Annotated in this window: 13 protein-coding genes; 11 read left to right on the top strand and 2 right to left on the bottom strand. The window is 75.1% G+C overall.

From position 1 onward, the window contains the following. Positions 1–14 precede the first annotated feature (14 nt). Positions 15–1,691, bottom strand: coding sequence for a serine hydrolase domain-containing protein (locus tag LO763_RS07095; RefSeq protein WP_230601261.1), 1,677 nt, complete (start codon positions 1,689–1,691; stop codon positions 15–17). A gap of 74 nt (positions 1,692–1,765) precedes the next feature. On the opposite strand from LO763_RS07095, the gene LO763_RS07090 reads away from it, so the two are divergent. Beyond that, positions 1,766–2,038: a DUF2277 domain-containing protein gene (locus tag LO763_RS07090; RefSeq protein WP_230601260.1), complete on the top strand. Its 273-nt coding sequence runs from the start codon at positions 1,766–1,768 to the stop codon at positions 2,036–2,038. Between the two features lie 42 nt (positions 2,039–2,080). Here the strand turns inward: LO763_RS07090 and LO763_RS07085 are convergent, their stop codons facing one another. Continuing rightward, a complete protein-coding gene (locus LO763_RS07085) occupies positions 2,081–3,385 on the bottom strand; it encodes a BNR-4 repeat-containing protein (protein WP_230601259.1) in 1,305 nt (434 codons plus the stop codon). Positions 3,386–3,573: 188 nt separating this feature from the next. Between LO763_RS07085 and LO763_RS07080 the strand changes: the two genes are divergently transcribed. The 10 genes from LO763_RS07080 to LO763_RS07035 all read left to right on the top strand — a co-directional run bounded on the left by LO763_RS07080 (position 3,574) and on the right by LO763_RS07035 (position 15,797). Then, on the top strand, positions 3,574–4,341 hold the full coding sequence (locus LO763_RS07080) for a GAP family protein (RefSeq protein WP_230601258.1): 768 nt from the start codon (positions 3,574–3,576) through the stop codon (positions 4,339–4,341). 135 nt (positions 4,342–4,476) lie between these two features. Continuing rightward, positions 4,477–6,180, top strand: coding sequence for an ABC transporter ATP-binding protein (locus LO763_RS07075; RefSeq protein WP_230601257.1), 1,704 nt, complete (start codon positions 4,477–4,479; stop codon positions 6,178–6,180). Further along, positions 6,173–7,906, top strand: coding sequence for an ABC transporter ATP-binding protein (locus tag LO763_RS07070; protein ID WP_230601256.1), 1,734 nt, complete (start codon positions 6,173–6,175; stop codon positions 7,904–7,906). Before LO763_RS07075 ends, LO763_RS07070 begins: the two co-directional genes overlap by 8 nt. A gap of 60 nt (positions 7,907–7,966) precedes the next feature. Beyond that, positions 7,967–9,121 carry an alpha/beta hydrolase gene (locus LO763_RS29645; protein WP_230601255.1) on the top strand — a complete coding sequence of 385 codons (1,155 nt, stop codon included), beginning with the start codon at positions 7,967–7,969 and terminating at the stop codon, positions 9,119–9,121. 130 nt (positions 9,122–9,251) lie between these two features. Further along, positions 9,252–9,581: a YbaB/EbfC family nucleoid-associated protein gene (locus LO763_RS07060; protein WP_230601254.1), complete on the top strand. Its 330-nt coding sequence runs from the start codon at positions 9,252–9,254 to the stop codon at positions 9,579–9,581. Positions 9,582–9,726: 145 nt separating this feature from the next. Next, positions 9,727–11,181 (top strand): family 43 glycosylhydrolase, encoded by a 1,455-nt coding sequence (locus LO763_RS07055; protein WP_230601253.1) that lies wholly within the window; start codon positions 9,727–9,729, stop codon positions 11,179–11,181. A gap of 143 nt (positions 11,182–11,324) precedes the next feature. Beyond that, positions 11,325–11,633 carry a GNAT family N-acetyltransferase gene (locus tag LO763_RS07050; protein ID WP_230601252.1) on the top strand — a complete coding sequence of 103 codons (309 nt, stop codon included), beginning with the start codon at positions 11,325–11,327 and terminating at the stop codon, positions 11,631–11,633. Between the two features lie 91 nt (positions 11,634–11,724). After that, complete coding sequence (locus tag LO763_RS07045) at positions 11,725–14,433, top strand: AAA domain-containing protein (RefSeq protein WP_230601251.1); 2,709 nt, start codon at positions 11,725–11,727, stop codon at positions 14,431–14,433. Positions 14,434–14,506: 73 nt separating this feature from the next. Continuing rightward, positions 14,507–14,794: an ArsR/SmtB family transcription factor gene (locus LO763_RS07040; protein ID WP_230601250.1), complete on the top strand. Its 288-nt coding sequence runs from the start codon at positions 14,507–14,509 to the stop codon at positions 14,792–14,794. A gap of 13 nt (positions 14,795–14,807) precedes the next feature. After that, positions 14,808–15,797, top strand: coding sequence for an LLM class flavin-dependent oxidoreductase (locus tag LO763_RS07035; protein WP_230601249.1), 990 nt, complete (start codon positions 14,808–14,810; stop codon positions 15,795–15,797). The last annotated feature ends 1 nt before the right edge of the window (position 15,798 follow it).

Genomic DNA, 15,798 nt, shown 5'->3' with positions numbered 1-15,798 from the left:
ACCCTCCTCCATCGTCAGCGACGGGCCTCGGCGGCGCCCGCGGGCCCGTCGACGCTCATCAGGTCCCCGGCGAACGTCACGCGGAGCCCGGCCCCGGCGCCCGAGAGGTCCTCCTGGCGGTAGGCGCCCTCGCCGCCCGTGGGCACCAGCGTAAACACCGGCGGCTCGGCGCCGAGCCAGACACCGGCGAGACCGCCCTGCCCGTCCAGGGCGTACCAGGCCAGCACCGAGCCGTCCTCGCCCTCGATGCGCACGTAGGTGCGCAGCTCGGACTCCTCCACGGCGGTCCCGGCGAGCGCGACCGACGTGATCGGCCCGACCGTGTCCTCTGCGGCCGCCCGCTCCTCGTCGCCCAGGTCGGTCCCGCCCTCGAGCAGCGACAGGACGGCGTCCTCGTGCGCGGCGACGTCCTCGGCGGTGTAGTCGCCGGAGCTGAACAGGGCCGCGGCCGCATCGGCGCCGTCGGCCGCCACGGACAGGGCCCCGTCCCCGGCGGTGACGGTGAACGTCCCGCCCGAGTCGAGGCGGTAGACGCCCTCGGCGGCCCGCAGCTCCTCCGGGTCGGCCTCGGCGCCGCCCTCGGGGGCGGGCACCGGCTCGCCGGCCGCGAGCGCGGGGCCGATCGCCTCCAGCAGCTCGCCCGCCGCGACCCCGTCGGTGTTGGAGGCGACGGTGAGGACCGCGCCGGTGTCGGGCAGCCAGGCGACCACCGCCTCGTGGCCGGTGTCGCCGCCGCCTCCGGCCGACATGACGACCGGCGTGCCGAACGCCTCGGCGTCGAGCGCGACCCAGCCGGGGATCTCGGTCGAGCCGTCGCCGTGGTCGAAGGCGGTGCCGCGCAGCTCCTCGACCGCCCCGGGGGCGATGATCTCGCCCGCGAACAGCAGGGAGGTCCAGGTCGCGAGGTCGGCGGGGGTCATCGCCAGGTCGCCGTTGCCCGACATCGCCCAGTGCGGGCCCGCGAAGTCGCCGACCGACGCGGCGGGGCCCGCCTCGGTCCGGCCGACGGCGCGCGGTCCGGGAGCGGCGGGCTCGCCGTCCCAGAACCCGCCGAGCCGCTCGCCGCCGGGGGCCGTCAGGATCTCCTCGGCGAGGTAGTCCCGGTAGGACGAACCGGACCGCTCGCGGGCCTGCTCGTCGACGATGAGCGCCAGGATCGTGTACCCGGCGTTGGAGTACAGGTAGTCGGTGCCCGGTTCGAACGCGGTCTCCAGGGCGCTCAGGGCCGCTATCGCCTCGTCGCGGTCGAGCGGCGCGTGGTCCTCGCCGTGCGAGCCGGTGAGGCCGCTGGTGTGCAGCAGCAGCTGCTCGACGGTGGCCTCGGCCGCGGGGCCGCCCAGTTCCGGCACGAGCGATCCGGCCCGGTCGCCGAGGTCCAGGGCCCCGGCGTCGACCAGGTCGTAGACCGCCGCCGCGGTGAAGGCCTTGCTGACCGAGCCGATCGCGAACACGGTCTCGGGCGTGTTCGGCTCCTCGGCGTCGGCCGTGCCGAACGCGGCCAGGCACGAGAGCCCCTCGGCGCCGCCGAGCGCGAGCGAGCCGCTGAAGCCCGCGTCGGCCCAGTGGCTCAGCCCGGTCGTCAGCGCGGGGTCGCAGGCCGGTTCGGCGGTGTCGGCGGCCTCGTCGGGCTCGCCGCCCGAGCAGGCGGCCGTCAGCAGCAGCGCCGCCGTGATGATGGAAATGCGTCTCATGCCCCAGACCGTAGGGGCCGGGCTGTAAACCCGCCGTAAACGCGATTGTCGCAGCCGCGTGGGATGCTGAGGGCATGTGTCGCAGTGTTCGCACCCTGTTCAATCTCGAGCCGCCCGCCACCGGCGACGAAGTCGCCGCGGCGGCGCTCCAGTACGTCCGCAAGGTCAGCGGGTCCTCGAAGCCGTCGCAGGCCAACCAGGAGGCCTTCGACCGGGCGGTCGCCGCGGTCGCCGCCGCCACCCAGGAGCTCCTGGACTCCCTGGTGACCCAGGCGCCGCCGCGCGACCGCGAGGCCCTGGCGGCCAAGGCGAAGGCCCGCGCGGCCGCGCGCTACGGCGACGGGTGACCGGTCCCGTCCGCCGACGGGCGGGGCCGGCGGCCGGGCCGCTCAGCGCCGCCGGTCGAGCAGCACGACCTCGCACGCGTAGTGCTGCGAGGCGGTCATCGAGCCGCGGAACCACAGCAGCGGCACCCGTGAAGGGTCGCCCGGGGCCACGATCGGCCGCAGGTTGTCCGCCTCGGAGTCCGCGGTGACCGGGGTCCACGTCCACGACGCCCCGCCGTCGGCGGTGCGGCCCGCGAAGATCTCGTGGTGCGCCAGCGCCGTCCCGTCGCGCGGGTCGACCGGCGTCGAGGTGTACACGGCGTCGAGGTCGTAGGGGTCGATCGCGGCCAGGCCGGTGTAGTCCTCCTCGTGCGGCATGAGCCCGGCGCCCGCCCGCGCGAGCTCGCTCACCCGCCACTCGCCGCCGGGCGCGAGGCGGGCGTAGAAGAACCTGAGGTCCGGCACCGGGCGCTCGCGGAAGAAGCGCTCCTCGGGGTCGACGCCGAACCGCGCGGTCAGCACCGCCGCGACCGTCCCGTCCGCGGCGCGGCGGAGGTCGGTGGTCCAGCAGTGGGAGATCCGCTCGCCGCTCCATTCGGACCCGGCCGCGAGCACCGTGGTCAGGCCCTCCTGCGAGAGCGCGTCCCCTTGCAGCGCCTCGGGGTCGAGCACGGTGCCGTCGCTGCGGCGCAGGGCCCCGCCCTCGAGGTAGCCGTGGTAGATCGAGTTGTCGAAGTCCCGCGGGTGGTGGTCGGTGGTGACCAGGTCGATGCGCGCGCCGTCCGCGTCCCCGGCGTAGCGGGTGTAGCCGTTGACGTAGCCCACCTTCGGGCGGGTGAAGAGCTTGCCCGCGTAGGTCCAGGTGTCGCCCTCGTCGTCGGAGACGAGCGCGCACTGGTCGTCGTTCACGGCCCGCGCGAAGCAGTACAGCCGCCCGTCCAGGGCGCGCAGGTTGGAGTAGGTGACGCCCCGGCCCCCGGTGAGGCCGCTCCAGTCGAAGGTTCGCTCGGGCCCCCACCGGGTCGGGTCGCCGGGCTCCGAGACGCGCCAGCGGGTCAGGTCGTCGGTCTTGTGCCTGGTGTAGACGGCGAGCCAGCGCCCGTCCGAGCGCCGCCACAGCGCGGGCACGTCGTGGTCGTCGACCTCCAGGCGCTCGTGGAGCACGACCACTTCGGACTCGCCGGTGCGCAGGTCCACGACGGCGAGCTCGACGTTGCCGGACCGGGCCTCGCCGCCGGGCCCCTCGGCGGCGGCGATGGAGCCGGCGACGAGGGTCTGCGAGGCGGGGTCGACGAGCGCCCGCTCGTCCTGGAACCAGCACCACGCGCCGTTGTCGTTGATCACGCGGGGTTCGGGACCTGGCTGCACTGGGGGCCTCCTCGGGCGGGTCCGCGGGGCACGGACGCATTGAAGGACGACAGTACTGGAAAGCGCTATCTAAATCAATGGCGCCGCCGCCCGCGCCTTTCGGCTTGCCACCAAAGGTGCACGCGCCCTGCCGAACCTCACTCCCGCGACCGACGCGCGAGGCCCCTCCGGCTCCCTACGCTGCGTACATGGACCTCGCCCTCGCCGCATCGCTCGCCGCGCTCGCCCTGATCGACTCGACGAGCTTCGGCACGCTGCTCATCCCGATCTGGCTCCTGCTCGCCCCCGGCCGGGTCAGGGCCGGGCGCATGCTCGTCTACCTCGGCACCATCGCCGCCTTCTACTTCGTCGTCGGCCTGGCCGTCGCGCTCGGCGCGACCGCGTTCGTCGGTGACATCGGCGCGCTCCTGGACACCCGCGCCGCCTCGTGGGTCCAGCTCGTCCTCGGCGCGGGCCTGATCCTCCTCAGCTTCCGGTTCGACCCCAAGAAGCAGAAGGAGGGCGGCGGCCGCGTCGCGCGCTGGCGCGAACGCGCCCTCGGCATCGACGAGACCGGCGAGACCGGCGAGACCGGCGCCGCGGCCGGCACGCGCACCCGGCGCGGCTCGGTCCTGTCCCTCGCCGGCCTCGCCGCCGGCGCGGCCGCCCTCGAAGTCGCCACCATGCTGCCCTACCTCGCCGCCATCGGCATGGTCACCGCCGCCGGGCTCGGCGCCGCCGGGACCACCGCCGCCATGGCCGCCTACTGCGCCGTCATGGTCCTGCCCGCGCTCGTCCTCCTCGCCGCCCGGCTCGTCGCCCGCGACGCGGTCGAGCCGCTCCTCCAGCGGATCAACGACTGGATGACCAAGCACGCCACCAGCACCACCGGCTGGGTCATCGCCATCGTCGGGTTCCTGCTCCTGCGCGACGCCGCCATGCGCCTGGACCTGCTGGAGTTCACCGTCAACCTGTGAGCCCCGGGGACGTGTGCGGGACCACCTTGCGAACTAAGTTAGCCTTGCCTAATATTCCGGTGACCGCCCCGCCGCCCGCAGACAGGAACCCATGCGACCCCGCACCCGCCCCGCCGCCCCCGCCGGGACCCGGCGATGAGACTCCCGCGCTGGTTCCAGGCCCCCGCCGAACCGATCCCCGTGCGGCCCGTCCGCGTCGACGCGGACACCACGCCGCGGCGCCTCGCCGCCCGCGTCATCCTCGGCGCCCCCCGGTACACCGCGCCCGCCGCCGTCCTCGCGATCGGCCACCAGATCGGCGAGGCCCTCGTCCCGGTCGTCATGGGCTTCGCCATCGACCAGGCCGTCGCCACCGGCGACCCCGTCCGCCTCGCCCTGTGCCTGGCGCTGCTCGCCGCCGACTTCGCGATGCTCTCCTTCAGCTACCGGTTCGGCTCCCGCCTCGGCCTGCTCGGCATGGAGGCCGTGCAGCACCGGCTGCGCACCCTCGTCGCCGGGCGGCTGCTCGACCCCGCCGGGGTCGCCGGGCGCGCCGGGCTCCCCGGCACCTCGCTCTCGATCGCCGCCACCGACGTCAACGTCCTCTCCCGCGCCGTGTTCATCGCGGTCTTCCCCGTGGGCCAGTTCGCGGGCATCCTGCTGTGCGCCGTCGTGCTCCTGTCCATCTCCTGGCAGATCGGCCTCGCCGTCCTCATCGGCGTCCCGCTGCTCCTGCTCCTCATGGACCGCGCGGGCGGGCCGCTGCGCCGCCGCTCCCAGCGCCAGTCCGAACTCGCCGCCGAGGCCTCCGGCAAGGCCGCCGACCTCCTCGCCGGGTACCGCATCCTGTCCGGCCTGGGCGCCCAGGCCGCCGGGGCCGACCGCTACCGCCGCGCCAGCCGCGACGCCCTCGACGGGAGCCTGCACGCCGCGGGCGCCCAAGGCGTCTTCGTCGGCTCCATGAACCTCGCCACCGGCCTGTTCGTCGCCGGGCTCGCCGTCGTCGCCGGGCTCCGCGCCCTCGACGGCGACTTCACCGTCGGCCAGCTCATCACCGTCGTGGGCCTCACCCAGTTCATCATCGGCCCCATCGGGTCGTTCGCCTCCGCGTTCGGCCCCATGTGGGCGGGCGCGCTCGCCGCAGCCGCCCGCGTCCTCACCGTCCTCACCCTCGCCCCCCGGGTCGCGTCCCCCGGGACCGCCAGGCCCGAACCGGGCCGAGGACGCCTGGCGCTCACCGGCACCGGAGCGCTCGACGGGTTCTCGCTCGACGTCGCCCCCGGCGAGTGCGTCGGCCTGCGCACCGGACCCGAGGGCGCCGCCGACCTCGCCGCGATCCTCTCCGGCGCCCCCTCACCGGCCGGGACCGCCGCCTGGCAGGGCCGCCCCCTGGACGAGTTCGACCTGGAGGCCCTGCGCGCCTCGATCCTCGTCGTCCCGCACCACGCGGCCCTGTTCGACGGCACCATCCGCGAGAACGTCGCCCTCGGCACCGCCACCGAGGAGCGCACCGCCGCCGCCCTCGACGCCGCCGACTGCGCCGAGATCGTCGAGGCCGCCCCCGACGGGCTCGACGCCCAGGTCGGCGACGACGGCCTGCGCCTGTCCGGCGGCCAGCGCCAGCGCCTCGCCCTGGCCCGCGCCCTCGCCCAGCACCCGCCGCTGCTGGTGCTCCACGAGCCGACCACCGCCGTCGACTCCGTCACCGAGGCCCGCATCGCCGAACGCCTCCGCGGGGCCCGCGGCTCCCACTCGACCCTCCTGATCACCGACGCGCCCGCGCTCCTGGCCGTGTGCGACCGCGTGGTCGACCTCCACCGCGTCGAAACGAGCAGCAGTGACGAGCACGCCCATGAGTGACCACGCCGCCCGGGAGGCCCTGCCCCTCGCCGACGCCGCCCAGGTCCGCGCCGAGGTGCGCCTGGCGCTCAAGGGCGGCACGTGGCGCGTGGTCGGCGTCGTCGCGCTCCTGACCGCCGGCGCCGCCGCGGGCCTGGTCACCCCCGCCGCCCTCGGCGCCCTCGTCGACGTGGTGGCCAATGGTGAAGGCGCCGAACGCGTCTGGCGGCTCGCCGGGGCCATCGCCGCGGGCTCGCTCGTGGCCGCCGCGGCCGACGGCGTCGGCCAGGTCGGCGCGACCCGCCTGGTCGAGCGCGTCCTCGCCTCCACCCGCGAGCGCATGGTCGCCCGCGGGCTCGCCCTGCCGCGCGCCGCCCTCGAGCGCGCCGGCGCCGGGGACCTCGTCAGCCGCTCCGGCGACGACGTCAACGTGGTGGCCGAAGCGGCCCCGCTGGTCGTGCCCGCCGTCGCCGGGTCCGCGTTCTCCATCGCGATGACCGTCGTCGGCATGGCCGTCCTCGACTGGCGCTTCGCCGTCGCCGCCGTCCTCGTCGTCGCCCCCGTCCACGCGCTCGCCCTCCGCTGGCACCAGCGCACCGCCCCCGAGGTCTACGAGGCCGAGCGCGCCGCCATGGCCCACCGCGCCCACCACCTGCTCGCCTCCCTGCGCGGCATCGAGACCGTCCACGCCTTCGGGCTCTCGCGCCCGCACGGGAAGCGCATCGCCGCCGCCTCGTGGGCGGTCGCCCGGTGGTCGGTGCGGGCCCAGACGGTCGTCAACGGGTTCTTCGCGCGGCTCAACTTCGCCGAGTTCCTCGGCATGGGCTCGATCCTCGTCGTCGGTTTCTGGCTCGTGCGCGAGGGCCAGGGCACCGTCGGCGCCGCGACCACCGCGATGCTGTTCTTCCTCAGGCTGTTCGACCCGATCAACCGGCTCATGATCGTCGTCGACGACCTCCAGTCCGCGCTCGCCTCGATGCGCCGCATCGTCGGCGTCATCGGCGCCGACCGCTTCAAGGCCCCCGAGCGCCCCGAGCCCGAGACCGACGCGGCCGCCGAGGCCGAGGCCCTCGACTTCGCCTACACGCCCGGGCACCCGGTCCTCAGCGGCGTCTCGCTGCGCATCGGCCCCAAGGAGACCGTGGCGCTCGTCGGCTCCTCCGGCGCGGGCAAGAGCACCCTCGCGGCGATCGTCGCCGGAGTCCTCGAACCCGACGCCGGGCGCGTCGCCGTCGCCGGCCCGGGCCCGTCCGTGGCCCTGGTGACCCAGGAGGTCCACGTCTTCGACGGGACCCTCCGCGAGAACCTCGACCTGGTCCGGCCCGGCGCCGCCGACGACGAGCTGGAGGCCGCGCTGCGCCGCGTCGGCGCCCGCTCCCTGCTGGCCCTGCCCGACGGGCTCGACACCGGCGTCGGCGACCGCGGCCTCGAGCTGACCCCCGCCCAGGCCCAGGCGCTCGCGCTGGCCCGCGTGGTCCTGCTCGACCCGCGCCTGGCCGTCCTCGACGAGGCCACCGCCGAAGCCGGCAGCGCCGACTCGGCCGCGCTCGACGGGGCCGCCGCCGCGGCCCTCGAAGGCCGCGCCGGGCTGCTCGTGGCGCACCGGCTCGACCAGGCCGCGAAGGCCGACCGGATCGTCGTCATGGAGCACGGCCGCATCGTGGAGGAGGGGACCCACGAGGACCTCGCCGCCGCCGACGGGCCGTACGCCCGCGCCTGGGGCCTGTGGACCAAGGGCCGCTCGTGAACGGGGCGGGCGCCTCCTAAGATCGAACGACCAGCCCGCCGAGCCCCCCGAGGAACCATCGTGACGACAACGGCCGAGACCGAAGCCCAGGCCCCCAGGAAGCGCCGCCGCCCCCTCCGCGCGATCCTCATCTCGCTCGCCGTGGTCCTCGTGCTCGCCCTCGGCGCGCTCGGCGGCGCCGGCTGGTACTTCTCCGGCGAGGTCATCGACGTCGACCACTCCGCGAGCGACTACGACGTCACCGTCGAGGCCGTGGACGGCACGACGGTGACGCTGCCGCGCGGGAAGCACACCGAGAAGCCCGGCACGTGGGGCCTGTCGTGGGACGGCGGCCAGGCGATCGTCGGCGACATCGTCGAGTCCGGCGAGGACACCGTCACCCGCGCGCTCGACCGCGTCATCTACGGCGACCTCGCCGCGGGCACGCGGGTCCGCGTCGACACCTACGCCTACCGCGACGACCCGTCCGCCGCACTCGGGCTCGAATACACCACTGTGGACATCCCCACCGAGCTCGGCGACATGCCCGCCTGGCGGCTGCCCGGCGACGAGGCGACCTGGGTCGTCACCGTGCACGGCCGCAACGCCTCCCCGGCCGAGACCCTCCGCGGGATCGAGGTCTACCAGGACCTCGGCTACCCCGTCCTCGCCGTCACCTACCGCAACGACGAGGGCGCCCCCGACGCCCCCAACGGGAAGCACAGCCTCGGCGAGTACGAGAGCGACGACGTCCTGGCCGCGATCGACTACGCGCTCGCGAACGGCGCGGAGGACGTGATCCTGCACGGATGGTCGATGGGCGGCGCCATCGCCGCGACCGCGGCCCGCAAGATCGAGGACCCCGCCCTGATCCGCGGCATCGTGCTCGACTCGCCGGTCATGGACTGGAACTCCACGCTCGACATGCAGGCCGAGGACCGCAACGTGATCGCCCCGATCACGTGGGCCGCCAAGCGGATCGTGGAGTGGCGCGCCGACCTCGACCTCGACGGCCTCGACCAGCGGAACTTCACCGACGAGTTCGACATGCCGATGCTGCTGTTCGTCGACACCGCCGACGAGACCGTGGACCACACCGCGACGCTCGACTTCGCCGAAGGGCTCCCCGCCGACCGGACCACCGTCGTGACCACCGCCTCGGGCCACACCGCCGCCTGGAACGAGGACCCGGCCGCCTACGCCGCGGCCCTGGAGGCCTACCTGTCGGGCCTCTGACCGCGCCGCCCGTGCGCGCCCGGTCGCGCCCAGTGCGGGCACATGGCCGCCGGCCCAACGGCCGGTAAAACCTAAGAGGACTTCTGATCCCAATGAGACATCTTGTGGCGCAACATGTCACGATGGCAGGGTGAAGGAGCGAAACGATCCCGACGGGCGCCCCGCCGCGCCCGGCGCCGCCGAAGGCGTGCGCACGTTCGTGAAGCAGATGACCGAGCTCGGCGAGCGGGCCGAGCCGATGCGGCGCCTCCTGGAGCCCGCCAGCGTCCGGGCCGAGGCCCCCGGCGGCGCGGTGGCGGTGACCGTCACCGTCGGCGGCGTGCTCATCGCCGTGGACTTCGGCCCGGGCCACGAGGAACTGGACCAGCAGGACCTCGCCGCGCTGATCCTCGACACCTACGAGAGCGCCCTCGCCGAGGCCGAGCGGCGCCGGGCCGGACTCCCCGGCGGAGCCGCCTGACCCTCTCTCCCGCACCGCCCCGCATGCTGAAACATTCGCGTGGTTCGATCTATTGACTTGTCCGATCAGTATGGTTACCGTGAACATCACCTGGTGGCCACCATGTTCGAATACGTCCCAGTTCGATCGACCACACGGAGTTCCCATGCACCGCGCACCCCTGAACCGCCGGCGGCTCCTCCAGGCCGCGGGCGCCGCGGCCCTCGTCACCGCCGCCTCGACCGCAGGCCTCCCCACCCCCGCCCTGGCCGCGCCCGGCGTGCTCTACGGCAACGCGCTCATCCAGCAGCGCGCCGACCCGCACATCGTGCGCCACGCCGACGGGTACTACTACTTCACCGCCAGCGTCCCGGCCTACGACCGCATCATCATGCGCCGTGCCACCACCCTCCAGGGATTGGCCACGGCCCAAGAGGCCACCGTGTGGTCCAAGCACTCCAGCGGCCCCATGAGCGCCCACATCTGGGCGCCCGAACTCCACCACGTCGACGGGAAGTGGTACCTCTACTTCGCCGCGGGCCGCGCCGACGACGTCTGGGCCATCCGCATGTACGCCCTCGAGAACGCGGGCGCGAACCCCATGTCCGGCAACTGGACCGAACGCGGCCGGATCACCACCCCGCGCGACTCGTTCTCGCTGGACGCCACCACGTTCACCAACGGCTCCACCCGCTACCTGTGCTGGGCCCAGAGCGACCCCGAACTGGGCTCGGGCACCAGCCTGTACCTCGCGGCCATGTCGAGCCCGTGGACGATCACCGGCACGCCGGTGCGCATCAGCAAGCCCACCAACCCGTGGGAGGTCATCGGCCACAAGGTGAACGAGGGCGCCGCCGTCATCAAGCGAGGCGGCCGCGTCTTCATGACCTTCTCCGCCAGCGCCACCGACGCGAACTACGCCATCGGCCTGCTCACGGCCTCCCAGAGCGCGAACCTGCTCAGCGCGTCCTCGTGGACCAAGCACCCCCAGCCGGTCCTGCGCAGCAACGACAACACGGGCCAGTACGGGCCGGGCCACAACTCGTTCACCCTCTCCGAGGACGGCCAGAGCGACATCCTGGTCTACCACGCCAGGCCCTACCGGGACATCAGCGGCGACCCGCTGTACGACCCCAACCGGCACACCAGGATCCAGAAGTTCTACTGGAACGCCGACGGGACCCCGGACTTCGGCGTGCCGGTGGCCGACGGCCCGACCCCGTACCGGTTCGCCGCGCACGGCGCCTCGGGCGCGTACCTCAACCACTACGACTTCCGGCTCCGGGCGGGCGCGAACACGGCGATGCTGGCCGACTCGCAGTTCCGGATCGTCGCGGGCCTGGCCGGATCGGGGACGGTCTCGCTGGAGTCGGCGAACTACCCCGGGCACTACCTGCGGCACAGGAACTACGAGATCTGGGTCGAGCAGGGCGACGGCTCGTCGCTGTTCCGCTCGGACGCGAGCTTCCACCGCCGCGACGGCCTGGCCGACGCCGCGGGGGAGTCCTTCGAGGCCTCGAACTTCTCCGGCCGCTACCTCCGCCACGTCGACGGCCTGGTGTACCTCCAGACCGCCTCGACCGCCGCCGAGCGCGCCGCCGCGACCTTCCACCTCGAGTAGCCGCCGGCCGGGCGGCGCCCGCTCACCCCCTCCGGCGGGCGCCGCCCCGGTCCGCCCCTCCGGCGGCGGTCGAAACGCGACTTCGCGGGTACTCCGACGAATCGGGCCTAAGGTGGTTCGAAGACGACGCGAAGGAGGGCCGCATGGCCGTGGAAGTGACGGACGTACCGGAGCAGAGCCGCTACGAGGCGCGGATCGACGGCGAGACGGTCGGATTCGCCGACTACCGCCGCAAGGACGGCACCATCACCTTCTCCAGCACCCACGTCGAGGAGTCCGCCCAGGACGCCGGGGTGGGCTCGGCGCTCGCGCGGCACTCGCTCGACGCGGCCCGGGCCGCGGGGGAGCAGGTGGTGCCCGTGTGCCCGTTCTACGCCGGGTGGATCGAACGCCACCCCGACTACGCCGACCTCCTCCACCACGAGGCGCCGAAGCTGGGCGAGGAGACGTGAGCCCCCGGCCGTGACGTCGGGCCGCGGTCCCCGGTGGACCGCGGCCGCTCCGTCCCGGCGGGGCCTCGTGCGCACCTCCTACACTGCGCACATGCCCGTGCCCCAGCTCCTCGGCGCCCTCGCCGACCTCGCCCCGGCGGCGAAACCGCCGATCTTCGACCACCTCGGCGCCAAAGCCGTCTGGGGGACGGCGCTCGAGGCGCTCGAAGGCGGCGGCGCCCTCGCCTCCTACGACGAGCTGCACCGCGACGAGCGGCTCCTGCGGCAGGGCTGGGGCGTCGTCATGGGGCGCACCGAGGCCGACGGCAGGACCCACCGGGTCCGCCTGCCGCTGGTCAGCCGCCCCGTCCGCCTCAAGGCCGCGGGGGGCCGGGGCGACACCCAGCGGGTCGTCCCCGCCGGGGACGTCGCCGTCCACCCGGCGCTGGCCGGCGGCGAGTTCGCCCCGCTGCTCGAAGCCGTGTTCGCCGACGCCGACACCGAAGCCCCCGCCGACACCGCCTGGCTGGCGGCCGCCGCCGCGGCGGCCGGATTCGGCGAGTCCGCCGTCGAGACCTCCCCGCCGCAGCGCGACCGCGACCGCACGGCGGTCGTGGCCCGGCCCGTCGTCTACGTCGACCGCGACGCCGTCCCCAGCCCCATCGCCTCGGGCCTGCGCGAATGGGCCGCCACACCCGGCCTCGAGGACACGGCGCTGGCCGCGATGTACGACCAGCGGCCCGACGCGGCCCCCGCCCCGGACGCGCCGATCCGCTGCGCCCTCCCGCTCAGCCGCGAGCAGGCCGCGGCCGTCGTCCAGGCCCGCACCCAGCCCGTCACCGTGATCGCGGGAGCGCCCGGCTGCGGCAAGAGCCACACGCTCGCGGCGATCGCCCTCGACGCGGTCGCCTCCGGGCAGTCGGTGCTCCTGGCCACCCAGTCGGTGCACGCCGCCGACGTCCTCGCCGCCCTCCTCGACCGCCGGCCAGGGCCGGTCCCGGTCCACTTCGGCGACACCGAGCGGCGCGACGAGTTCCGGACCCGCCTCGGCTCCGGCACCGGCAGGGGCCACAAGGCCCGCGTCGTCGAGCAGCACCGGCGGGAGGCCGACGACGCCGCCGCGTACGTCGCGCGCGTCGAGGCCGAGCTCGCCTCCCTGCTCGACCTGGAGGACCGGCGCCGCCGCGCCCGCGACCTCCCGCTGTTCCTCCTCGACGACTTCCCCGGCCTCCGCGACGCCGACCTCGACGCGGTCGAACGCCACCTGCGCCGCGCCGAGCGGGGCGCGGACGGCTGGTGGCCGCGCCTGCGCGCGTGGCGCTCCTCCCGGCGGCTGGCCCGGCTCGCGGGCGCCGACGGGAGCCGCGCGGCACTGCGCCGCGCCGTCGCCGCCGCCCGCGACCAGCGCGGCGCGGCCCTCCTCGCCGCCGCGGGCGGCCTCGACCTCGGCCCGCTCTGGGCGAGCCTGGAGCAGGCCGACGCCGAGGCGGCCGCCGCGGTCGCCGCCGCCGCGCGATACGACGCCGAAGCGGACGAGCGGCGCTCGGGAGGGTCCCGCCGCGCCCTGGCCGGCCTCGCCACCGGCCTGCGCTCCTCCTCCCGGGCGGCCCGCCGCTCCCTGCTCGCCGGGCTCGACACCGGCGCGATGCTCAAGGCGATGCCGCTGTGGGTGGGCACGGTGGGCGACGTCGAGGACCTCCTCCCGGCCGCGCCGGGCATGTTCGACCTCGTGATCCTCGACGAGGCCTCGCACATCAACCAGCTCCGCGCCGCCCCCGCGCTCGCCCGCGCCCGCCGCGCCGTCGTCGCGGGCGACCCCCGGCAGCTGCGGTTCGTCTCCTTCGCGAGCGAGGAGCGCCTGGCCGAGGTCCTCGCCCGGCACGGCCTGGCCGACCGGGCGCCGCAGCTCGACACCGGCCGCGTCAGCGCCTACGACCTCGCCACCGGCGCCGGGCCGGTCGTCGAGCTCACCGAGCACCACCGCAGCGTCCCCCACCTCATCGGGTTCTCCGCCGCGCGGTTCTACCGCGGCCGCGTCGCACCGGTCACGACCCACCCGCGCAACCACGACGCCGACGCCGTCCACCTCCACCGCGTCCGGGCCCGCGCCTCCCGCGACGGCGTCGTCCGGGCCGAAGTGGACGCCTCCCTGGAGCTCCTCGCCGAACGCGTCGGACAGGGGGACCGCGGCATCGCGGTCATCACCCCGTTCCGCGCCCAGGCCGAGGCGATCGAGGCCGGGATCGTCGAGCGCTTCGACCTGGACGCCATCCGCCGCCACCGCATCCGCGCCGGGACCGTCCACGCCTTCCAGGGCAGCGAGGCCGACACCGTCATCGCGGCCCTCGGCGTCGCCCCCGGCGACCCGGCCGGGCGGCGGCGCTTCGCCGCCGGGGCCAACCTGTTCAACGTGATGATCACGCGCGCCCGCCACCGGCTGCACGTGGTCACCGCGATCGGCGACGCCGACGGCCTCATCGGCGAGTTCCTCCGGTACGCCGACAGCCCGCCCCGCCCGCCCGAGGCCGCCCGCCACCCCGACGCCTGGACCGCGAAGACCGCCGACGCGCTGGCGCACGCCGGCGTCGAGGTCCGGTCCGCCTACCCGGTGGGGCACTGGAGCGTCGACCTCGTCGTGGGCGACGGCGACGACGCGGTCGGCGTGATCTGCGCGGTCCACCCCGACGGCCCCGCCGCCCACCTGGCCCGCCACCGGGCCCTGCGCCGCGCGGGCTGGCGCCTCGCGGACGCCTTCCCCTCCACGTACGGCGACGACCCGGCCCGCGCCGCCGTCGCCCTCCTCGCCGACCTCGGCCGGTGACGAGGCTCATGGTGCCCTCCCGCCCCGGAAGCGTTAACTTCGTCAATAAGCGAAATACCGAAGGACGACCGACGTGCTCGACGAATGCAAGGCCCTCTCCAACGAGACGCGGCTGCGGATCCTCGACTGGCTCAAGGACCCCGAGGCGAACTTCCCCTGCGGGGACACCGCCGGGCTCGGCGTGTGCGCCGGCCTGATCCAGCACAAGGCGGGCACGTCCGCGTCCACGGTCTCCGCCCATCTCGCGATCCTCCAGCGCGCCGGGTTCCTCCAGGCCACCCGGCGCGGCCAGTGGATCTACTACCGCCGCGACGAGGCGCGCATCCGCGCGTTCACCGAGGCGCTCCACCGCAGTCTGTAGAAAGGCACCCGACATGCCCGCAGCCCTGTCGATCCTCGACCTGGCGCCGATCGCGCCGGGACGGTCCGCGCGCGAGAGCCTCGCCGCGAGCGTCGAGCTCGCCCGCGCCGCCGAACGCAGCGGCTACCGGCGGGTCTGGTACGCCGAGCACCACAACATGCCGACCATCGCCTCGAGCGCGACCAGCGTCGTGATCGGCCACGTCGCCGAGCACACCGACACCATCCGGCTCGGCGCGGGCGGCATCATGCTGCCCAACCACTCCCCGCTGGTGATCGCCGAGCAGTTCGGGACGCTGGAGACGCTGTTCCCCGGCCGGATCGACCTCGGCCTGGGCCGCGCGCCCGGCACCGACCGCAACACCATGATCGCCATCCGGCGGGCCTCGGCCTCGGGCGACGCGTTCCCGCAGGACGTCCTGGAGCTCCAGGGCTACCTCCGCGGCGAGTCCCTGATCGAGGGCGTGCAGGCCGTGCCGCGCGCCGAGGGCGTCGTCCCGCTCTACCTGCTCGGCTCCTCGCTCTTCGGCGCCCAGCTCGCCGCCCGGATGGGGCTGCCGTACGCGTTCGCCTCCCACTTCGCGCCCGACGCCCTGCACGAGGCGGTCGCCGCCTACCGGGAGCAGTTCACGCCCTCCGAGCAGCTGGCCGAGCCGTACGTCATCGCGGGCGTCAACGTGTTCGCGGCCGAGAGCCGCGAGGAGGCCGAGGCGCAGCGGCAGATCGCGTACCGCAACCGGTCGCGCGCGTTCATCAAGCGCGGCCAGGGCGGGCCCGAGTTCACCGACGACGAGATCGACGCGTTCCTCGCCTCGGCGGCCGGCCGCCAGCTGTCGGCCATGACCCGGTACACCGCCGTCGGCGCCCCCGGCGAGGTGGCCGCGTACCTGGAGGAGTTCGCCGCCGCCGCGCGCGCCGACGAGCTCATCACCGCCCACCACGCCGAGCGGCCCGCCGACCGCGTCCGCTCCGTCGAACTCACCGCGAAGGCGTTCCAGGAGTAAG

The organism is Glycomyces amatae (genome assembly GCF_020991375.1).
In the GTDB taxonomy this organism is placed as follows: domain Bacteria; phylum Actinomycetota; class Actinomycetes; order Mycobacteriales; family Micromonosporaceae; genus Glycomyces; species Glycomyces amatae.
This window is presented reverse-complemented; position numbering and strand designations above follow the sequence as displayed.

Coding starts and splice junctions, on each gene's coding strand:
- LO763_RS07095 (WP_230601261.1), bottom strand. CDS start 1,691: ATGAGACGCATTTCCATCATCACGGCGGCGCTGCTGCTGACGGCCGCC.
- LO763_RS07090 (WP_230601260.1), top strand. CDS start 1,766: ATGTGTCGCAGTGTTCGCACCCTGTTCAATCTCGAGCCGCCCGCCACC.
- LO763_RS07080 (WP_230601258.1), top strand. CDS start 3,574: ATGGACCTCGCCCTCGCCGCATCGCTCGCCGCGCTCGCCCTGATCGAC.
- LO763_RS07075 (WP_230601257.1), top strand. CDS start 4,477: ATGAGACTCCCGCGCTGGTTCCAGGCCCCCGCCGAACCGATCCCCGTG.
- LO763_RS07070 (WP_230601256.1), top strand. CDS start 6,173: ATGAGTGACCACGCCGCCCGGGAGGCCCTGCCCCTCGCCGACGCCGCC.
- LO763_RS07055 (WP_230601253.1), top strand. CDS start 9,727: ATGCACCGCGCACCCCTGAACCGCCGGCGGCTCCTCCAGGCCGCGGGC.
- LO763_RS07050 (WP_230601252.1), top strand. CDS start 11,325: ATGGCCGTGGAAGTGACGGACGTACCGGAGCAGAGCCGCTACGAGGCG.
- LO763_RS07045 (WP_230601251.1), top strand. CDS start 11,725: ATGCCCGTGCCCCAGCTCCTCGGCGCCCTCGCCGACCTCGCCCCGGCG.
- LO763_RS07035 (WP_230601249.1), top strand. CDS start 14,808: ATGCCCGCAGCCCTGTCGATCCTCGACCTGGCGCCGATCGCGCCGGGA.